Here is a 20,943-nt window from a genome sequence, read left to right as displayed (position 1 = left end):
CAAACAATAATCTAGATTGCCGAAATCTAATTAATAAAATTTACTAGTTTTAATTAAATCCATAAGCTCTTAAGGGGATAAATTATTTGCTGTTATCATCCCTTGCCAGAGTAAAAGGTAAAAACATAAGTTAACACTCGGTCAATACGCATACGCTTGAGTAAAATTTTCCTCTTGTTGCCATATCCTAGTTTGGGAAAGTTTATTCACTTCTCTATCAGTAAATTTTTCTAGAGTATATGAAGCGATTATTAAATTATTAGTAAAGACATGCAGAATTTACTAGTTACATACTGTATCTTTTATTTATGTTGAAATAGTGTATGTTTCTGATAGGGCAGCAGTACAAATCATCACGTAGTTGATGATTGACCCCCTTGTAACAAACAACTTTCCTATGAAAATCTAGAAACTTATGAGAGAGCGAAACATCATGAGGTTTACGCGTAAGCGTAGGCTTCCAACTTTGTTATTAATAGTATGCTGTTCATTTGCCCTGGCCATATCTTCGGCAGCACTCTTCCCAGAAGTCGGTTTGGCAGGTATTTTCTCTTCTGCTCCTATTGGTAGTAATATCCCAGACGATGCGACGTTGTTAGCTCAAAGACAAACCGAGCTTGGTAATGGAATCAATAATGTATTTGATGTAGCAGAGCCAGCACCAGGAATCGCATTTACTCCAGCAGAACGTGTTCCCCGACAAAAATTTGGTGTAGTTGGGGCATTTCCTTTGGGATTGAAAGACCTTGATGCCTTGGTCTATCCTTCTGCAACTCCCACACAAAAAGAGGCCTTGGTAGAAGGGATACAATTCTTCACAACACCCCACCTTGCTGTAGAAGGTGCAGGGCCAATTGCTAACCAGCAGATGTGCTTAGGTTGTCACTTGAGTTCTGCTGAAGCAACTCCTAATAGCCGAGTTGTACGTGACGTTTCTAACGTATCTAGAGCTGCACGCTCGTCACCAACAAACTTTAAGTTTACAGCCCTCGATCCTGCTACTGGTGGTGGAAGAGCCGCTGATAACCTTGATGCTATCAATAACACTGGCAGGACAGCTGCTTTTACAACCTTCGGCGACTATAATCCTGCACAGAACCTCTTTGATCCTCTTGATGGGGTGGCCAGGGGCGGACTTTCACCACGCCTCGGTGGCTTTGTTCAACACACTCGTCCTTCCCTCCCTGAGTGTTTGCCTGAGCGCATTCCAACAATTGCTGAAGACCCGAACTTGCCCAACATTGATCCGGTAACAAAACTTAGTTCTCTTGGTTTCCGACGAAGTGTGGTTGAGTTTGCTGGGCCTCCATATATTGGTCGTGGTTTGATGGAAGCAATTCCGACCAACGACATCCGACGCTTTGAAGATGAAGGTTCTGATACTCAAAGTATCCCCTCATCTCTCAACAATGCAGCTATCTTCGCTTGTATAGGCGATTGTATTACTGGTAAAACCAACACTATTCCTACCCCTACAGGCACTGCTATCTCTGCCGGTTCAGCTTTTACTGGTGGTGTAGGACGCTTTGGGTTGCGGGCTAATGGTGCAGAAATCCTCCAGTTTGTTGCTGGTGGTCTACAAGGGGAAGTTGGGTTTACAAGTATTCTCAACCGTAATGAACCAACAGACTCTCCTACTAACATTGGTCGTCCAGGTTGTGTTGACCCATATCCCAACACATTAGAATCACACCTCAGTGTGCCATTAAGTGAACGGAATTTCTTGCGGATGACCGCTCCTCCAGAATTTGGTGACACACTTTTGGCAGTGTTGAATAATCCCACAAGGTCTCGTTCTCCACAAAGTCCTGAAGGTCAAGTTAAGCGCGGTGCAGAGCTTTTTGGTATTGACTTAGTAGCTTTCTCTAACCGGATGATTCCAGGCCGCTTCCCAGCAGGTGGTGACGATCGCGATCCTAATGCTATTAACCGTAAAGATTCTATGGTGAGCTGTGCCAGCTGCCATATCCCTGTTCAAAGAACCGGTCAGTCACCAGCAGCCACAACCAGAGATGGTGCGATCGTTGCTCAACATTTGAGCTATAAATGGGCTCCAATTTTCTCTGATCTACTTCTGCACAACGTACCTCAAATCGATGCAGAGCGTTGGGCTTCTTTACCTCGTGATCCATTAGTTGTTAACAGACAATATCAACCAACTCTTTCTAAGGAACAAGGTGCTACTACATCTGTAGGTCGTTCTTTTGCTACCTTTGATCTTCCTCGTAACCTTGCTGGTGACGTATTTAGCAATGTGCAAGGCACTGCTTTGGGTGATGAGTTCCGTACAGCACCACTCATGGGTTTGGGTAGAATGGGCGCTCCATTCTTACACGATGCTCGTGTGTACTTAAGCCGACTCACCGTTAACAGTAATCCTGCTGGTACTGTATTTACTAACAGTCAAGTTACTAATGCACCATTAGTTGTGCGTACTTTAGATGATGCTATTCGTGCAGCTATTGAGTTACACGACTTACCAGCCCCCGATGATAGTCGTACGCCTACTAACGTCCCCGGAGCAGGATGTCCAGTACCACCAGGGGGAGCCATTGGCAAAATTTCTTATGGCTCTTCACCAGCAGACGTGATTTGTCCTCCTTACAATAGCGAAGTTTCTAGAACCCATCGCAGTGATGCACGGGAAGTCATTCGTCGCTATCGTTCTTTGAGTCCTGCTGACCAACAAGCCATGATTGAATTCCTCAAAGAGTTATAACTTGACGACCACTAAATATTCCTAGCTCTCAAGGAATTTCATCATTGTTCATTTTGATAACCAAAGGAGAGATGAGCAATGCTCACCTCTCCTTTTTTGTATGACACAGAATTTTCAGGTAAATCATCGATTTATTTAGGTAAAAGTTATGGTGAATATCAATGGTACAAATGGCAATGACAACCTCATTGGCACAGCTGGCGATGATATTATTAGAGGCTTTGCCGGGAATGATACTTTATTGGGCAATGGTGGCAATGACATTTTAGATGGTGGCGCTGGAAATGATAGTCTGAATGCCGCCACAGCCGTTGCCAGTTCCACAGGAAACAGTATCCTCAGAGGTGGAATAGGAGATGATTTTTTAGATATTACTCGTTCTTCTGGAAACAACGTTTTAGAAGGAGGTGATGATAATGACACTTTACTAGCTATCTTTTCTGTTGGAAATAACCTCCTCAGTGGTGGAGCAGGCGATGACATAATAGATATTAGTACCTCCACAGGTAATAACCTTGTGGATGGTGGTGATGGCAATGATGAGATTTATGCCGAACGTGTCGCCGGAAATAATAGCCTCTATGGTGGCGCAGGGGATGATATCTTTTATCTCAGCAACATCGTGCCACAAGAACCAAGTCCTACCACCATCGCGACGCAAACAGTAGATGGTGGAGATGGGGAAGATTCTCTGTTTGTTGATTACAGTGATGCTGATGCCCCCATCTCATCAACTTTTAATAGTGCCAGAAACATTGGCACCATCACAGCCGGAAGCAATGAAATAAGTTACAGCAACATCGAACGCTTGAACATTATTGGTACAGAGTTCGATGATTTCATCACCATTAGCAATGCACGTTTAGATGACAGTATTGATGTGAGCGATGGGGACAACAACATCGCAGGTGAAGGTGGAAATGATGTCATACTAGCTGCTTTTACAACCGGGAATAACACCCTCAGTGGTGGAGAAGGTGATGACATAATAGATATTAGTACCTCCACAGGCAACAACCTTGTGGATGGTGGTGATGGCAATGATGAGATTTATGCCGAACGTGTCGCCGGAAATAATAGCCTCTATGGTGGCGCAGGGGATGATATCTTTTATCTCAGCAACATCGTGCCACAAGAACCAAGTCCTACCACCATCGCGACTCAAACCGTAGATGGTGGAGATGGGGAAGATTCTCTTTCCATTGATTACAGTGATGCTGATGCACCCATCTCGTCCACATACAATGCTTCAACTAACAGTGGCAGAATCACCGCAGGCACAAATCGAGTTAGCTACAGCAACATCGAAAGTTTAACAATCATTGGTACAAGCTACAGTGACAACATTGTTGGCAGCAATGGCGATGATACACTTTTTGGTGGTAGTGGTGGTAATGATCGAATCAATGGTGGTGCTGGTAACGATACATTAAATGTTAACTATTCAACAGGCAATAACCTACTGAGTGGTGGTGCAGGGAATGATACGCTTTCCGCTATTGGTGCTGCTGGTGATAATACCCTAGATGGTGGAGTAGGTGACGACAAGCTAATTACAGATGATTCTACAGGTAATAACTTGCTGAATGGTTACAACGGTAATGATGAGCTTTATGCTGTTGGTACTTCTGGTGTTAACACCCTCATTGGTGGCGCAGGTGATGACACATTAAACGTTGACTATTCAACAGGCGATAACCTGCTAGATGGTGGTACTGGTGAGGATTATCTTTCTGCGGTTGGTTCGTCTGGAAACAACACCCTCAATGGTGGTGCTGGTAGAAACACATTAATCGTTGATGATTCTACAGGCGATAACCAGCTGAATGGCGATAATGCTGATGATGTTTTCTCTGCTGTTAATTCATCTGGGAATAATACTCTTAACGGTAGAAATAGTAACGATATATTAATTGTGGATGGTTCTAGTGGTACTAATGTACTGAATGGTGACAATGGTAATGACTATCTTGCTGCTGTTAGTTCATCTGGAAATAACACTCTCAATGGAGGCAATGGTAGCGACACATTGACTGTGCAGAATTCCAGTGGTACTAATGTACTGAATGGTGGTAGTGGGAATGATTATCTTTCGGCGGCGGGTGCTTTAGGTAATAACACCCTGGATGGCGGTAGTGGAAACGATACCTTGATTGGTGGTAATGGTAATGATTTTCTCATTGGTGGTACAGGTAACGACTTGATTACAGGAGGTAGTGGTGCAGATACCTTTGTCTTTAATCATTTTAATGAAGGTACTGATACGATTACTGACTTCAGTATCAGTAATGACACCATTCAGATATCTGCGGCTGGTTTTGGTGGCGGTTTATTGGCTGGGGCGCTATCGATTAGTCAGTTTACCTTGGGAACATCGGCAACCACAGCTGATCAAAGATTCATCTATAACAACATTACTGGTGCGTTGTACTTTGACCAAGATGGTAATGCTGGTGGATTTAGACAAGTACAACTAGCGCAACTGTCTGGTGTGCCGGCGCTGAATGTCAGCAACTTTGTGATTGTTTAGATACTGTCGCAAAATAAACACAAATATACGATCGCCTATAGATACCCAACTGTCAACAGTTGGGTATCTGAACACCTGTAATCTGTGAACATGAATTGAGTAGAGTACTACAGAGGAATTCGGACTGTAAATGTACTACCCAGTCCGATTTGACTTTGAACGTAAATCTTGCCTTTGTGTGCTTGAGCGATCGCTAAAGCAATGGCTAAACCCAAACCAGAACCACCAGAACTCCGAGAGCGATCGCGATCTACTCGATAGAACCGATCAAAAATTCGCTGTTGATGTTCGATGGCAATACCAATTCCTGTATCTTGAACTTTAATAATGGCATAAAGCTCATTAATTTCTAAAAAAACAGTGACTTTTCCGCCACTTGGTGTTGCCTGAATTGCATTAATAATCAAGTTAGAAATTAAGCGATAAAGCTGTTCTTCATTTCCCTGGACATAAACTTTTTTGATCACTGACATCTGTCCAGCAAGATTGACTTGATTTTCTACCGCTAAAAATGCTAATTCTTCAATTAAATCGCTAATTAAATCATTCAGACAGCAAGGCTGATGTTCTACTGTTATTTGTTTTTGATCTATCCTTGTTAACAACAATAAATCACTAACTAATTGTGATAAGCGATGATTTTGGCGTTTCAGGACATCTAAAGTGCCATGATTTGCTTTTAGTTCTAGCTGTAACTTGATCGCGGCTTCAATAGTAGAGTGCATTGCTGCTAAAGGGGTGCGGAACTCATGGGCAGCATCAGCAGTAAATTGTTGCATTTGTTGATAGGAAAGATACACAGGTTGCATTGCTCTTTCTGCCAACCACCAACTAGACAAAGCCACAAAAACCATCGAAATTGGCAGTCCCAAAATTAAAGTTAATCTCAAATAAGCCAAATGTTGATCTAAATCAGTAATACTACGTGCGACTTGTAAATAACCTGAAATTTGGTTTTGAGTATACAAAGGTAAAGTTATTTGGCGGTATCGCGTACCAAAAGCATCAGTAATTATTTGCCAAGGTTGTGATGATACAGTAGGGTTTAAATTATCAAATTCTATACCTGTGCTTGCAAATACTTTTTCTGAACTATCTAATAAGCGCACATAGTAATTCACCTGATTACCTGTCTCATTTATTGGTTGTTTGATAATAGTTGTTTTAGGTAAACAGCTTGTAGAAGCTACACATAATTCTAAGGAAAGTTCTTTAGCTAGTTCTTGTAAATGTCCTGGTTGTTGCCAAGCTGGTTCAACACTTTTATGAAGTGCCTTTGCTACTGATTTTAATCCCTGGTCAATAGTCTCATAATAAGTATGGGCAACTACAGTATAGACTCCAAAACCAGATAGCCCTAAAATACTACCCATCACTAGAGTATACCAAGCTGCCAATCTCAACCGAGTTTGGTAAAAAATATGATTACGTTTCATATAAATCAACTACTTATTTCTGTAGTCTGAATATTAAGACGATAGCCTACACCATAAATAGTTTCTATCAAAGCTTCGCTGTCTTCTTCTCCTAATTTACGTCTCAATAAGCGAATTTGCGCTGCTACGACATTGCTGACTGGTGCTGTACCAATTTCCCAAAGTTGATTAATAATTTGGTCACGGTTGATAATTTGGTTAGGATGTCGCATAAAAAACTCTAACAATTGAAATTCCTTAATTGTTAAAGTTAATACTTGCGTTTCTCCGTTAGTATACTGCCGAGTCAGTTCATGAGTGTTGTAGTTAAGCGCCAGATAACCTACTTCTAAACGTCGAGGTTTGACTTGGGGTGTAAACGTTGCGCCTGTGTAAGCAGCCCGCCTATGCAATGCTCGTAATCTGGCTAGTAGTTCTGCCATATCAAAAGGTTTAATTAAATAATCATCTGCGCCGCTATCTAAACCAATAATTTTTTCTTCCATACGGTCTTTAGCCGTTAGCATTAACACAGGTAGGGTTAACTGGCATTTTCGTAACCATTTACACAACTCTATTCCAGAGACCCCAGGCAGCATCCAATCAAAAATCGCTAATGTGTACTCAGTTGAGCTATTTTCGAGATGTTGCCATGCTTGATTCCCATCTAAAAACCAATCTACTACATACGCCTCATGGCTGAGAACTTGCTTGATGGCTGCACCTAAATCTGTTTCATCCTCAACTAATATCAGTCGCATAGTGAACTCAGTACCTAAAAGCTGCTGAAAATTTCTGCTTCCACAGCAGTCCTATTTGATATACGCACAGAACAGGCAAGGAAGACAGGGGAGAGATATTTGTACATCATTGAGGACTGCTGCTATACACGGATAATATCATTCCGCACCAAGACTAAATTTAGGTGAGCTAAGGTAAGCAATATATTGGCAATTTTTTGTTCTAAATACTCTTGCATAGCCAACAGAATCAACCTGTGTTACCTCAGCAGTTTTGCTCGCAAGCGCCAATACTTACCCAAGTGGTAGAACCATTTTGCCAGTGTTCTTTTTTCCAAATTGGCGCGTTATGCTTGAGGGTATCAATAGCATAGCGACAGGCTTCAAACGCCTCACTACGATGGGGACAACCTACGGCAACTAAAACGCTGATTTCTCCTACTTGTAACCGTCCAATGCGGTGATGAATCACAACTCGCTGGACATCAGGCCAAAATGTGCGAATATCAGCCGCAATTTGATAAAACACCCGCATTGCCATTGGTTCATAGGCTTGATATTCTAGGGCGACTACTGGTTGTCCATCAGTATTATTTCGTACCATACCACTCATCACCACTACAGCGCCGTTAGCTGGAGCATCTGCTTTAGCGTAGACTTCCTCAAGGGATAAGGGAGCAAAGGTAATTGCAAAACTATCTTCGACTCTTGGTTTAATTGGTGCGGTAAATGTAGTGGTCATATAGGATACTTGTTGAGTCAGGGAGTGGGGAGTAGGAAAGAGGCTTTATCTAGGTGTAATGATTTTGTTCAGAAATCAAATTACGTAGTGGCTACTTTAGTGTTGGCACGCTAATAAACATACTGAAATTTTTTCATAAATCAAATCGGTTTCCTATATGAGTCCCATCACAGAGTCGATAATAATTTGTATAAGTCATACCATTTTGAGTTTCTGATTTTCAATTCTGAATATTAATCAAGAATTACTAATCAATATGACTAATCAAGATTCGGCGCTGATTCTGATTGTCGATGACGATGATTTAACCAGAATTCAACTGCGTCAACTGATGGAATATGCAGGATATCGAGTAGTAGAAGCCAGTAATGGTTGCAAAGCAATTACTACCTACACTAATTTACATCCCGATATGGTAATTATAGATGCCATTATGCCCGTTATGGATGGGTTTACCTGTTGCAACGAATTACAAAAATTACCAAATATTCAAGATACACCAATATTAATGATTACAGCGGCCTATGAGCCAGCATCTGTAGAGCGAGCTTTTGCTGTGGGTGCAACTGACTACATTACTAAACCAATTCAATGGGTGGTATTATCCCACAGAATTCGCCATCTATTAGCAGCATCTCGCGCCATCAAGGAATTACGTCAGCAAAACCAACAGGCGCAATTACGAGAAGCTCAAATGAAAATTGCCTTGGAAGCTGTCCGGATGGGAACTTGGGACTGGGATATCATTACTAATCAAGTTAGTTGGTCAGACAGTCAAGAAGCACTGTTTGGTTTAGAATCTGGTGGTTTTGATGGTCAATATGCAACTTTTCTGCACTATGTTCACCCCCAAGACCGTGATTTTGTCAATATCTCAATCATGCAAGCAGTTCACACAGATGCCGAGTATGATGTAGAATTTCGCATTGTTTTACCTGATGGTAGTATTCGCTGGTTAGTGAGCAAAGGTGTAGTTTTTCGCAACACGTCTGAGGAACCCGTGCGAATGTCGGGGATAGTGATAGATATTACCAAGCGTAAACAAGCAGAAGCAGAATTACGCCAAAGTGAAGAGCGATTTCAAATTATTACCCGTGCAACTAATGATGTGATTTGGGATTGGGATTTGCTCACCAATCAAGTGTGGTGGAATCAAGCTGTACAAACACTGTTTGGTTATCCATTGGCAGAATTGAATGCTGATTTAAATTGGTGGTATGAACGCATACATCCAGAAGATCAACAAAGAATCGAGACTGATATGTGGGCTGCAATCAATAGCGGGCAACAATTTTGGTCACATGAATACCGCTTTCGTCGTCATGATGGTTCCTATGCCTACATTTTAGACCGAGCTTATGTTGTCCATGACCAAGCAGGTCAACCAGTGCGGATGATTGGTGCTATGATGGATATTACCGAACGTAAGCGAGTACAGGCACAATTGCAATGGCAAAACTTGCGATCGCAGTTATTTGCTGATATCACTTTAAAAATTCGCCAGTCTCTCCAAATTGACAAGATTTTACAAACTAGTGTCACAGAGGTACAAAAATTACTACGTGCAGACAGAGTTTTGATTTTAAGAATCCGTTCCAATGGCTCAATCTTCATTTTGAAAGAAGCTGTAGTTAATGGTTTACCAATGGCCTCAAGTGTGGAATTTAACGAGCCAACGATTGGACAAATGTGTCTTTTAAAATACACTCAGGGAACAATTATTGCCATTAGTAATATAGACCAAGAACAAGCACAAATCTCACAACCACATCTGGAAATACTACAAAAATTCGGTGTCAAGGCCATTGTTTCGGTGCCAATTTTTCTGCAAAATCAAATCTGGGGCTTATTAGTTGCCCATCAGTGTGTATATCCCCGACAGTGGAATAACTGGGAAATTGAACTTCTGCAACAACTCGCAGATCAAATTGGCATTGCTTTAGCCCAAAGCAAAATTCTGGAAACAGAAACTCGTCAACGCCAAGAACTCAGTCGTTCTAATGAAGAACTGCAAGAATTTGCCTTCGTTGCTTCCCATGATTTACAAGAACCGCTACGCAAAATTAAAACTTTTAGCGAACGGCTGATGACTACTTGTGGTGATTCTTTACCAGAAGCTGCATCTGATTATTTAGAAAGAATGCAGAATGCTGTTTTAAGAATGCAAACTTTAATTGAAGGTTTGTTAACGCTCTCACGGGTAACAACCAGAGCGCAACCTTTTGTATCTGTAAGTTTAGCTCAAATTACCCAAGAGGTATTGTCTGATTTAGAAGTTTTAATTCAACAAACAAGCGCAACCATAGAAGTGGCAGATTTACCCACAATCAAAGCTGATCCCTTGCAAATGCGCCAATTAATGCAAAATCTGATTGGTAACGCCTTGAAATTTCATCGTCCACAAGTGACACCTATTGTCAAAATATATAGTCAAGATTTAAACAATCAATCAGCGCAATTAGCTGTGGGTTTGGAATATTGTCAAATTATCGTCGAAGATAATGGTATTGGATTTGAACAAAAATATTGCGATCGCATCTTTCAAATTTTTCAAAGGTTACATGGTCGTCGAGAATATGAAGGTACAGGCATAGGCTTAACTATTTGTCGCAAAATCGCCGAACGGCATTTTGGCACAATTTCTGCCCAAAGTATCCCAGGAAAAGGTACAAAATTAATTGTCAATTTGCCAATTAATTCTCCTCCATGATTTTTATCCCTCCAGAGGTATTCCTCTAGCCTTCAAGAATAGGTTTGCTTGGACAAATCCATCCAGAAAACCCAGCACAACCATAGGAACTGATGACTTGAAAGCCAGAATCTAGAATAGTTAATATAAGCTCAAGCATAAATCAAGGAGGCGAATATCTACTTTAAATCAGAAGTTTAGCAATTTAACCTCAAATCATGGTTTAAATTTGGACAATCTGTCGAAGATATCAGAATATTTAGATTTTTTCTCCAGCTTTAATACATACTAATAACTATATATCTCAGGAGAAAATTCAGAGTGAAGGGTCGGCAACCAACCGTGACTATCTTAATGGCTGATGATGACGAAGATGACAGTATGCTAATCCGTGAGGCAATCACGGTTAGTCAATTGTCAATCGATTTACATACAGTCAGCAATGGTGAAGAATTGATGGATTATCTCCATCGTCGTGGTCAATATGCTGACAAAACACTTGCGCCACGTCCCGGCTTGATTTTACTGGACTTAAATATGCCCAAAAAAAATGGCTTGGAGGTACTAAAAGAAATTAAAACTGACCCAGAACTACGAACAATTCCGGTTATTGTCCTGACTACCTCAAAGGCAGAAGAAAATATCCATCATACCTACAGTTTGGGTGCTAATTCTTACATAGTCAAACCAATGACATTTTCTGCCTTAGTAGAACTAATGGAAACATTTGGGAAATACTGGTTTGAAATTGTGGAATTACCACTAGCAGTAGTGAGAGGAAAAAATGAAGAAAAACCCAATCAGAGTTCTACTCATTGATGATGACGAAGATGATTATATTTTGACTCGTGATTGGTTTGGGGAATTTCAAGTAGCAAGCTGTGAGTTGTCATGGATAGATAATTATGCAGATGCAAAACAGGCGATCGCCCAAAATCAACATGATATATATCTAGTAGATTATCGTTTAGGCATCCACAACGGACTCGAACTTTTACGCCAAGCAGTCGCTCATGGCTGTGCTGCACCAATTATTTTGCTCACAGGCCAAGGTGATAGAGAAATTGATATCGAAGCCATGAAAGCCGGAGCAGCTGATTATTTAGAAAAAAGTCAGTTAACTGCACCTTTATTAGAGCGTTCCATTCGCTACGCCATCGAACGCAAACAAACAGAACAAAAAATCCGCGAACAAGCCGCATTGCTTGATGTCGCCACCGATGCAATTTTTGTCCGCGATTTAGAAGACCAAATTTTATTTTGGAATAAAGCCGCTGAAACTTTATACGGCTGGCAAAAAGAAGAAGTAATTGGTAAAAAAACACCAGAATTGTGGCACGAAAAAGACTTATCTCGCTTGCAAGAAGCACTGCGGTTATTAATGAAACATGGCTCTTGGCAAGGAGAATTACACCAAACCACAGCAGCTAATAAAAAAATTATTGTCGAAAGCCGTTGGACACTGGTGCGTGATTTTGCCCAACAACCCCAAGCAATATTAGTAGTCAATACAGACATTACTCAAAAACAACAGCTAGAAGCCCAATTTTTGCGGGCGCAAAGGCTAGAAAGTATTGGCACATTAGCTAGTGGTATTGCTCATGACTTGAATAATGTCTTAGCACCAATTTTAATGACAGCCCAACTTTTAGAAGCACAATTACAAGATGAACGTTCTCGGAGATTATTACCAATATTAATCACTAACGCTAAACGCGGAGCGAATTTAGTCAAACAAGTCTTGTCTTTTACGCGGGGAATGGAGGGAGAACGTACCCTTTTACAATGCAAACATTTAATCATTGAAATTCAGCAGATTATTAAAGAAACCTTTCCGAAAACTATCGAAATTACAACTCTATTAGCGCAAAATCTTTGGGTGATATCTGGTGATGCTACGCAATTACATCAAGTGCTGATGAATTTGTGTGTAAATGCCCGTGATGCGATGCCCAACGGGGGAACATTGAAAATTACTGCCGAAAATTTCGTAGTAGATGAAAATTATGCCAATATGCACCTTGATTGTAAAGTTGGCCCGTATATAGTTATTTCTGTAATTGACACTGGTTTGGGTATTTCCGCAGAAATATTAGACCGCATATTTGAGCCATTTTTTACAACTAAAGAACTTGGTAAAGGCACAGGACTAGGACTTTCGACAGTACTAGGAATTGTGAAAAACCACGGTGGTTTTATCAATGTCCACAGTGAACAAGGGCAAGGTAGTCAATTTAAAATATATTTGCCAGCACAGGAAATCACCGCAACTTTAGAAGAAGTAGAATCAGTATTTCCTAGTGGTAATGGAGAATTAATTTTGATTGTTGATGATGAAGCGGCGATTCGGGATATTACTAAAACATCTCTCGAAAGTTATAACTACAAAGCAATTACCGCCAGCGATGGCATTGAAGCCATTGCTTTATATGCTGAACATCGAGATGAAATTTCTTTGGTATTAACTGATATGCTAATGCCTTCGATGGACGGTCTAACTACTATTCGCACATTGCAAAAAATTAACCCAGAAGTCAAAATTATTGCTATCAGTGGGCTGGCTTCTAGTGATAAGGTAAATGCCGCTTATGATGCGGGAATTAAAGCTTTTTTGTCGAAACCTTATACAGCTAGTCAGTTATTAGAAGCGATTAGTTTTATCAACCCTTGCTCCCCCTGCTCTCTGCCTCCTTCCCCTCCGCCGCTTCGGTGATGGTTAATCATGGCAGACAAAGTTTGATCTAACAGTGCGATCGCTTTTTGGTAGCTTTGATTGTGAGTGGTTCTTTCTGTACGACAAAGCATCAATCTAGGGCGATCGTATCTGTCTTCTTTGATCACCGTCACAAATTTGGAATGAGGTAGAGTCTGTAAATCTTGGCTCATGGCAACATTACTCCATCAAAATCTGCACTATATATGAGCAATCCTCATATTTAAACAATATGAGCAGAAATTACTTATGTCAAGTAAAATATGAGTATTACTCATTTATTTAAACAGTCCTTTGGAGCAATACGGTTCAGATAAGAAAACGAAATTACGACAAAACCAGCAAATGATAACTCAACAAAAAACGAAAAAGTGATTTTGGAGGGGGTTTGGGGGACGCAACCGTCCCCCAATCGGGGGCGTGGGGGAGAATCCCCCAAATCTTATACCAATTCACAATTCGCAAGTCGCAATGACGCTCGCAGGTTCGCTACCGCTTCGCTAACGCAATTAAAAAACTTAGATACAGTAAACCTTTCAGGGTTTACATCTGTATCAGATTTTTCGTGAAATGGTATTACTCATTATTTGATAGCTAGAACAGAAATTAAGAAATCAACTCTCATCACTTTAACTATATTGATTTATGGAGGTAATTTATGACTGAAAGCCAATCAGCAGGTGGAATGCGCCGCAAACCCCGACAAGCACGCAGTCAAGAGCGAGTCAATCGAATTTTGGATGTAGCGGAAGAACTCTTTATTACTCAAGGCTATGCGGCAACCACAACCAATGCGATCGCTTCTGGTGCTAAAGTCCCGATTGGGTCACTCTATCAATTTTTTCCTGATAAGTCTGCAATCATGCAGGCGATCGCTTTGCGTCATGAAGAAAATATCCATCAAAAGTTGGCGGTACTTGATAATCCTGAATTAGCAAATCTGCCCTTAGATGTTCTGGTAGAAAAATTAATTGATATCACCGAGCAGCATTTCTCAGAGAATCCTGGTTACTTCGCCATTTTTATGGAACTACAGGGTACAATGCCCGAATTACAAGCCGTCGAAGAGGTGATGGATACTCAACTAATGCAAGATTTAGCGAGTCTATTAGCTAAACGTACAACAGGTTTGGAGACGGCAGACTATGAAGCGATCGCCTTTATTTTAGTCAAAGCGATCGGCACATTACTATGGCTATCCCTCAGTCAAGAAAAAACATTTCGACCGCGATTGGTCGCAGAAACCAAACGATTGGCGTTAAGTTATCTGCACAGCTATTTTCCATCTGATATTATGTCCGGTTAATCAGTGATGATTCCATAAATCTGTGCAGAAACCTTAAAACCCTCTCCTCTGCTTCCTCTGCGGCCTTAATGATATTCAGTACCAGCTAAAAATAATGGAGCAGACTAGCAAAAAAGCTATCTCTCTACCTTCTTTCTTGCATCCAACACCCGTGGCGTATTGAGTTGAATCCAGTCTGCTAAAGCAGCAACGAGATTCGGAATTATTTTGATTGCTTGAAATAATCTTATCTTGCTCGATTAATTCCTTCATCATTGCATCTCCTTCACAACATTAGAGGGAAATAGATACCCAATTTCTTCAAGAAGTCGAGTATCTGACCGCAACCAACTTCTCATAACTTAAAGTAAATTCTATGCAGCGTCTTGCAAGACAAATTTAATGCCGTGTCTAGCGCGGAGTGTAATCGAAGGCTGAAGTTCAATGTGCTGATCACTAACGAGATCCAGTTGAAATTTTTGGGCGATGGTTGCTAACAATAACACCGCTTCCATCACGGCAAAACTCTTACCAATACAAACGCGAGGCCCATCACCGAAGGGGAAATACACACCACGGGGTAACTGTTTTTCTAAGTCATTAGCCCAACGTTCTGGTTGAAACAATTCTGGTTCAGAAAAATAACGCGCGTCTCGGTGCATCGCCCATTGACTAGCAATTAAGGTTGTTCCTTTGGGAATAAAATAGCCACCAATTTCGCAATCTTGGGTTGCTTCCCGTGAAATATCGGTAGCAGGGGGATACAACCGCATAGATTCTTTAATCACCCAATTGGTGTAAGTTAACTGGGGTAAATCAGCCAAGGTTGGTGTGCGTCCGTTCAAAACTGTTTGCAGTTCTGCATTGAGTTTTTCCCGGATATGGGGATTTTGGGCTAATAGCATCCATGTCCAAGACAGGGCATTGGCGGTGGTTTCATGTCCTGCCAAAATTAATGTTGCGGCTTCATCTCGCAATTGTTTATCAGTCATACGGCTACCATCATCTGCATCCTCCACCTGCATCAACATTCCTAATAAATCTTTGCCGGTTGTGCCATTGGCGCGACGCTGCTGAATGATTGCATACACTGTTTCGTCAAATAGAGCGATCGCTTCTTGCAAACGTTGATCTATCTCCTCATGAGGCATATCTGCACTGAGTGATTGCAGTTCTCCAATTTCCGTTAATGCCCCCATCACATTCTTCGCTTCTTGATATTCAACCCAGTTCATGGCTACATCCAGAGTATGGGCAATACTTCCTGCGGCGGTATCCTCTACATTCTGATCAAACAGGGTTTTCATCACGATGTTAAGCGTCAAGCGCATCATGGCTTCATGGACATCATGCACCTCTCCATCTTGCCAAGTTTCTAACATTCGTTGGGTATATTCCACCATTACCGCAGCATAGCTGTGAATCTGCTGTTGATGGAAGACGGGTTGGGCAAGTCGTCTTTGCCGTAACCAAAAATCGCCCTCACTGTTCAACAAGCCATTACCTAAAATACCGCTTAGTTGTTGTATGTCTTTGGCTTTGATAAACAACATCCGGTCTTTTAACACTTGAGTAATGTAGTCGGGATTAGCCAACAGACAAAACCATTCATCACCAAATTTCAAAGGTACGATGCCTTGATATTCTTGGGTACAGCGTTGCATAAATCCCAGGCGATCGCGGCTGTATTCTTCCAAAGCTTTTACAGGATGGGGATGGGGTAGAGTCAGTAAATCTTGGCTCATTGTCAGAGACTCCATTAAGTTGACTATTTATGTGAGCATCGCTCATATTTAGATAATATGAGTATCATTCATATTTTGTCAACAAAAATGTGAGTAATCCTCGTTTATTTATTTCTGCTCTGGAGATTATGTATGAGTCATATCATTTCTGGGTAATCACTTATGATTCGGTCAATCTGTGCAGACACTTCAAAACCCTCTCCCCTGCTTTCGGTCGCCGAGCGAAGTCGAGGTGCTGCTCCCTCTGCGGATGATATGAAGCGATTCACCCTCAGTTACTTGCAAAGCTATTTAGAGTAGACAGTTTTGTAATATAATTGTATTATATAAGTAATACTAAAAATCCCAAGATTACAAAAATCAATGATTTACAGATTTTCTCTCAAGAACACAGTGCAGAATCTACCTGCTAGGGGTTCAGGTAGAGCTATTGTTCTGTTTGCTGTTGAGACTGGGTGTAGAGTGTAAGGGTTTCTGGATTAAGAGCCTTGTTGAATCCACTCCCGCCCTGCTTTCTCCGCCGCTTCGGGTGTAAAGTAAAGTTTGCGCTCACCAAAAACTGCTCCACCAGGACTAATCAACCGAAACTGCCAGGAATCAATCTCTGTGTAAAACACCAACAGAATCATCTGATGAATGGCAACAACTAAATGAATTTTGGTAGTAGTCATTAGTGGTAGCTCGAACTCTACCTTTGTTTTATCAAACTATTTACAGGCAAAAATGCGATCGCTTCTACAAAATTCAATCTCCTGAGCCTTCTGGTAAATGCTCAGATTTAGTCAGAATAAACAAACTACCATCACCGCCACGTCCAATTCTTAAGGTTTCATCCAGGTAAGTAATGTCAAGGGTGGCGACTCTACCAGCAGGATTGTTAGCGGGAATCACCTTAAATGGATTGAGTTGCGGAGTGTTAATACCAATAATCTTCTCAACTGATAGGTAGCGTTTGTCAAAATAGACGTTGATGCGTTTGTTGTCTACAGGCTCGAAATTAGCTGTGACTCTTACGTATCCCGATACTACCCCCAGAGAATGTTTAACTTGAGCTAAATTGAAAAATCTTTGATTGGCAACATCAATCACTTGATAAACTCTACCTACCTTTAAGCCTAATGGTAAGGAAGCTAAAGAACGAATTTCTCTGGCGGTGGAGTATTGCAATTGCCAAGCGCCATCTAGCAAAGAAATCGCAGATACAAGCGGATGAGGGTAAGGATTAACGCTTTCTAGTTCTGTGGTTAATTGTTCAATTTCTGCGGCTGTAGTTTTGTCTAGCTGCAAATTGGTTATGGGAGAGCCATCACTGTTGGTTTGGATATTCTGGAGTGATGCTTGCAATTTTTCTTTTGATAAGAGTTGATTAGTCAAGGGTTACAACCTTCCTTTACTTGATACTTCGACTCCACAGTACAGAACTGACTTAATCTCCAATTAACTCCACTGCATCTCGCCCATCTAAATCTTGTAAATAAACTTTGACGACTTCTTCTTTAGCGGTGGGTAATTGCTTACCAACAAAATCTGCTTGAATTGGTACTTCTCGATGACCCCTGTCTACTAACACTGCTAAACGAATAATTTCCGGTCTACCATATTCAGTCACAGCGTTTAAAGCAGCGCGAATAGTTCTACCTTTGAAAATGACATCATCTACCAAGACGACGGTTTTTCCAGTTAAGTCAAAGGGAATGTTGGTTTTAGCGGGAGTCCGCAAGCCAATTTTGTCAAGGTCATCTCGATAAAAAGTAATATCTAAGGCTCCTACAGGTACGCTTACACCTTCTAGGATTTCAATTTGCCGTGCTAGTAATTCTGCCAAGGGTACGCCTCTAGTATAAATACCCATAAGTACCAATTGCGATAAATCGCGCGATCGCTCGACAATTTGGGAAGCCAAGCGAGTTAAGGTACGCCGTAAATCTTCTGATGAGAGAATTTCAACTACTTTTGCACACATAAAAAGTTTGGTTAATAGTCAATAGTCAATTGACTGATTACTTCTATCATGACCTGTTTGGCAGCAAGAATAGTATAGCGATCGCTATTCCTAACCACAATAAAAAGCTGTAGCGCGTTAGTTGCAAAGCTTGATCAATGCTAGTCGGCGTAATTGGGTAAATGGCATCGCCTAACAAGGGTTTTGATTTCGCCACACCCCGATACCAATTTATCCCACCCATCTGCACACCCAAAATTGCCGCATAAGCACATTCACTCCAACCAGAATTGGGACTGGGATCTAAAACAGCATCTCTGCGACATATCCGCCAAACATGCAATGGTTTACGCGATAACAGTGCCAAGGTAATTACAGTTAAGCGACAAGGTAGCCAAGTTAAATAATCTTCTAACCGGGCGCTAAACCAACCTATATAAGTGTAAGGTGCTTCTTTATAACCCACCATTGAATCTAAGGTACTGCTGGCTTTGTAGGCTAAAGCCAAAGGAACTGCACCTAAATTCGGCACGCAAGCACCAACAGCAGCATAAAACAATGGAGCCATGACTCCATCGGTGGCATTTTCGGTGACTGTTTCTAACACAGCCCGCAAAATTTCTGCTTCTGAAAGGTTTTGGGTATCTCGACCAACATAATTACTTAAAGCTTGACGCGCCTGGGATAAATTACCCGCAATTAAAGGTTGTAAAACATCGGTGGCGGCGGTTCGTAAACTTTTCAAGGCAAAACAACTAGCCAAGATAATACTTTCTATAACTATGGCCAATATTGGATGTAACCAGTGAGCAACTCGAATCATTAACCAGCCGATGCCGCCACTACCAATAATTAAAATCATCGCCAGGACAATTCCCGCGATTCTTTGTGTTATGGAATTTTGACATATCGATAATGCAAATTTTGTGAACCGAGAAATTATCCATCCCATGACTTGGACTGGATGCGGCCAACCCCAAGGATCACCTATTAAGAAATCTAAAATTGCGGCGATGATTAATGTCATTTGTTGTTTGTCCTTTGTCCTTTGTCATCAGTCATTTGTCTGGAGTGTTGCCAATGACTAATGACACATGACCATTGACTAAACCACAAAACTTGCTTCTTCTCCTAAAGATGCTTGCCAACTGCGGGCATCGTAATAAAGATCAGCCAAGGTAATACTGTATAAAGCTTCTTTAAGTTTTTGGTTAAGTCTTTGCCAGAGAGTGTATGTTACCCAATCTTCTGCTTGTATTGGTGTTGGGTGGCGATCGGGAATATGGGTAATGGTTTCACCGACGGCTTCTAATATTTGTCCGATGGAGATTTCTTTGGGTTCTCTTGCTAGTTGGTAGCCACCAATGCTGCCCCGAATTGATTTAACTAACCCCGACCGACGCATTTCTATTAGTAACTTTTCTAGGTATGGTGCAGGAATATCTTGACGTTGAGCGATCGCTCTGACAGATACCGGCCCATAATCTGGCTGTAAGCTTAAATCTAGCAATGCTTTGACACTGTAATGTCCTTTGGTAGTTAGTTTCATTATTTTTTAGTCAAGCGTCAAAAGTCAATAGTCAATGGTCAATGCTCAATAGTCACAAGTTAGAAAACTACTAATAAATAGATTTTGCCTTTGACTGTGGACTATGGATTATTGACTAAAAATCAGGGTTGCTTATCATCTTATGTTCCCAGAAGCAAGCTGACTGAGTAGATAAACTTTTTTGCCTTAGTTTAAAAAACTTAAACAATTATAGTTTAGCAGTTTTTTCCAAACTATATATATCCATCAGCATTGTCGATATATAAACAATAGATTGTCTTGACATTATTGATAATTGTGCAACAATTCTGGCTAGGATTGTAATATACTTGGCTAGGTTGATATAAAAACGAATGAATTTTGTTCCTATCAACTCAACCTCAGCTAAAATAAAATCGATTCAACTACTTCAACCATTCATTTTCAACCTAAGTTGATGCCTAAACAGAAAAAAATTGAACCCCTAGTTGGGGAGGATCTGCTCAAAAAAGTCAAAGAGCTAGAGAACCTTAGCAAAGAAGAAAAAGCTAAGGAGTGCGGCTACTATACCGTGACCAAAAATGGTATAGAGCGTGTCAATATGATGAAATTTTTGAATGCTCTCATTGATGCTGAAGGCATTCAATTAGATAGTGCGCCGAATGCAAATGGACGAGGCGGACGCAGTGCCAGCTATCGGATTAGTGTGCAATCCAACGGTAACTTACTGATTGGTTCTGCTTACACAAAACAAATGAATCTCAAGCCTGGTGATGAGTTTCTGATCACTTTAGGTAAGAAACACATTCGCCTGCGTCAAGTAGATCCAGAAGACAGAGAAGGTATTGAGGAAATCGAAGCCTCAGCATAATAAATAGTCAAGAGTGCAAAGTCA

General features: G+C 41.1%; 16 protein-coding genes. 7 read left to right on the top strand and 9 right to left on the bottom strand.

Going from position 1 to position 20,943, the window contains the following annotated elements:
- The first annotated feature begins 466 nt into the window (after positions 1–466).
- Together H6G75_RS18260 and H6G75_RS18255 are read left to right on the top strand one after the other, a co-directional pair.
- Entirely contained in the window at positions 467–2,719 is a 2,253-nt protein-coding gene (locus H6G75_RS18260) for a di-heme oxidoredictase family protein (RefSeq protein ID WP_206757376.1), read from the top strand.
- 148 nt (positions 2,720–2,867) lie between these two features.
- Entirely contained in the window at positions 2,868–5,249 is a 2,382-nt protein-coding gene (locus H6G75_RS18255; protein ID WP_190981427.1) for a calcium-binding protein, read from the top strand.
- Between the two features lie 107 nt (positions 5,250–5,356).
- Here H6G75_RS18255 and rppB read toward each other — a convergent pair whose 3' ends face one another.
- The 3 genes from rppB to H6G75_RS18240 all read right to left on the bottom strand — a co-directional run bounded on the left by rppB (position 5,357) and on the right by H6G75_RS18240 (position 8,146).
- Positions 5,357–6,685 carry a two-component system sensor histidine kinase RppB gene (gene rppB / locus H6G75_RS18250; RefSeq protein WP_190981426.1) on the bottom strand — a complete coding sequence of 443 codons (1,329 nt, stop codon included), beginning with the start codon at positions 6,683–6,685 and terminating at the stop codon, positions 5,357–5,359.
- A 5-nt stretch (positions 6,686–6,690) separates the two neighbouring features.
- Complete coding sequence (rppA, locus tag H6G75_RS18245; protein ID WP_190981425.1) at positions 6,691–7,425, bottom strand: two-component system response regulator RppA; 735 nt, start codon at positions 7,423–7,425, stop codon at positions 6,691–6,693.
- A 244-nt stretch (positions 7,426–7,669) separates the two neighbouring features.
- A complete protein-coding gene (locus tag H6G75_RS18240) occupies positions 7,670–8,146 on the bottom strand; it encodes a molybdenum cofactor biosynthesis protein MoaE (protein WP_190981424.1) in 477 nt (158 codons plus the stop codon).
- Between the two features lie 256 nt (positions 8,147–8,402).
- Between H6G75_RS18240 and H6G75_RS18235 the strand changes: the two genes are divergently transcribed.
- From H6G75_RS18235 to H6G75_RS18220, 4 genes are all read left to right on the top strand, one after another.
- A complete protein-coding gene (locus H6G75_RS18235; protein ID WP_190981423.1) occupies positions 8,403–10,856 on the top strand; it encodes a PAS domain-containing protein in 2,454 nt (817 codons plus the stop codon).
- A gap of 300 nt (positions 10,857–11,156) precedes the next feature.
- On the top strand, positions 11,157–11,654 hold the full coding sequence (locus H6G75_RS18230; RefSeq protein ID WP_190981422.1) for a response regulator: 498 nt from the start codon (positions 11,157–11,159) through the stop codon (positions 11,652–11,654).
- A complete protein-coding gene (locus tag H6G75_RS18225) occupies positions 11,620–13,548 on the top strand; it encodes a response regulator (RefSeq protein WP_190981421.1) in 1,929 nt (642 codons plus the stop codon). Before H6G75_RS18230 ends, H6G75_RS18225 begins: the two co-directional genes overlap by 35 nt.
- Before the next feature lie 658 nt (positions 13,549–14,206).
- A complete protein-coding gene (locus H6G75_RS18220; RefSeq protein WP_190981420.1) occupies positions 14,207–14,854 on the top strand; it encodes a TetR/AcrR family transcriptional regulator in 648 nt (215 codons plus the stop codon).
- Positions 14,855–15,207: 353 nt separating this feature from the next.
- Here the strand turns inward: H6G75_RS18220 and H6G75_RS18215 are convergent, their stop codons facing one another.
- From H6G75_RS18215 to H6G75_RS18190, 6 genes are all read right to left on the bottom strand, one after another.
- Entirely contained in the window at positions 15,208–16,578 is a 1,371-nt protein-coding gene (locus tag H6G75_RS18215; RefSeq protein ID WP_190981419.1) for a cytochrome P450, read from the bottom strand.
- 479 nt (positions 16,579–17,057) lie between these two features.
- Complete coding sequence (locus H6G75_RS18210; RefSeq protein ID WP_190981418.1) at positions 17,058–17,249, bottom strand: hypothetical protein; 192 nt, start codon at positions 17,247–17,249, stop codon at positions 17,058–17,060.
- A 73-nt stretch (positions 17,250–17,322) separates the two neighbouring features.
- Positions 17,323–17,952, bottom strand: a complete 630-nt coding sequence (locus tag H6G75_RS18205) for a PAP/fibrillin family protein (protein ID WP_190981417.1) — start codon at positions 17,950–17,952, stop codon at positions 17,323–17,325.
- A 52-nt stretch (positions 17,953–18,004) separates the two neighbouring features.
- Positions 18,005–18,541, bottom strand: coding sequence for a bifunctional pyr operon transcriptional regulator/uracil phosphoribosyltransferase PyrR (gene pyrR / locus H6G75_RS18200; RefSeq protein ID WP_190981416.1), 537 nt, complete (start codon positions 18,539–18,541; stop codon positions 18,005–18,007).
- 46 nt (positions 18,542–18,587) lie between these two features.
- Positions 18,588–19,547: an adenosylcobinamide-phosphate synthase CbiB gene (gene cbiB / locus H6G75_RS18195; protein WP_190981415.1), complete on the bottom strand. Its 960-nt coding sequence runs from the start codon at positions 19,545–19,547 to the stop codon at positions 18,588–18,590.
- A 78-nt stretch (positions 19,548–19,625) separates the two neighbouring features.
- Positions 19,626–20,069, bottom strand: coding sequence for an RrF2 family transcriptional regulator (locus tag H6G75_RS18190; protein ID WP_190590751.1), 444 nt, complete (start codon positions 20,067–20,069; stop codon positions 19,626–19,628).
- A gap of 436 nt (positions 20,070–20,505) precedes the next feature.
- On the opposite strand from H6G75_RS18190, the gene H6G75_RS18185 reads away from it, so the two are divergent.
- Positions 20,506–20,919, top strand: a complete 414-nt coding sequence (locus H6G75_RS18185; protein WP_190590752.1) for an AbrB family transcriptional regulator — start codon at positions 20,506–20,508, stop codon at positions 20,917–20,919.
- Positions 20,920–20,943: the final 24 nt, after the last annotated feature.

Source organism: Nostoc sp. FACHB-280, from assembly GCF_014697615.1.
Lineage (GTDB): Bacteria > Cyanobacteriota > Cyanobacteriia > Cyanobacteriales > Nostocaceae > Nostoc_B.
The sequence above is the reverse complement of the archived record's forward strand: the minus strand, read 5'-3'. Positions and strand labels throughout refer to the sequence as shown.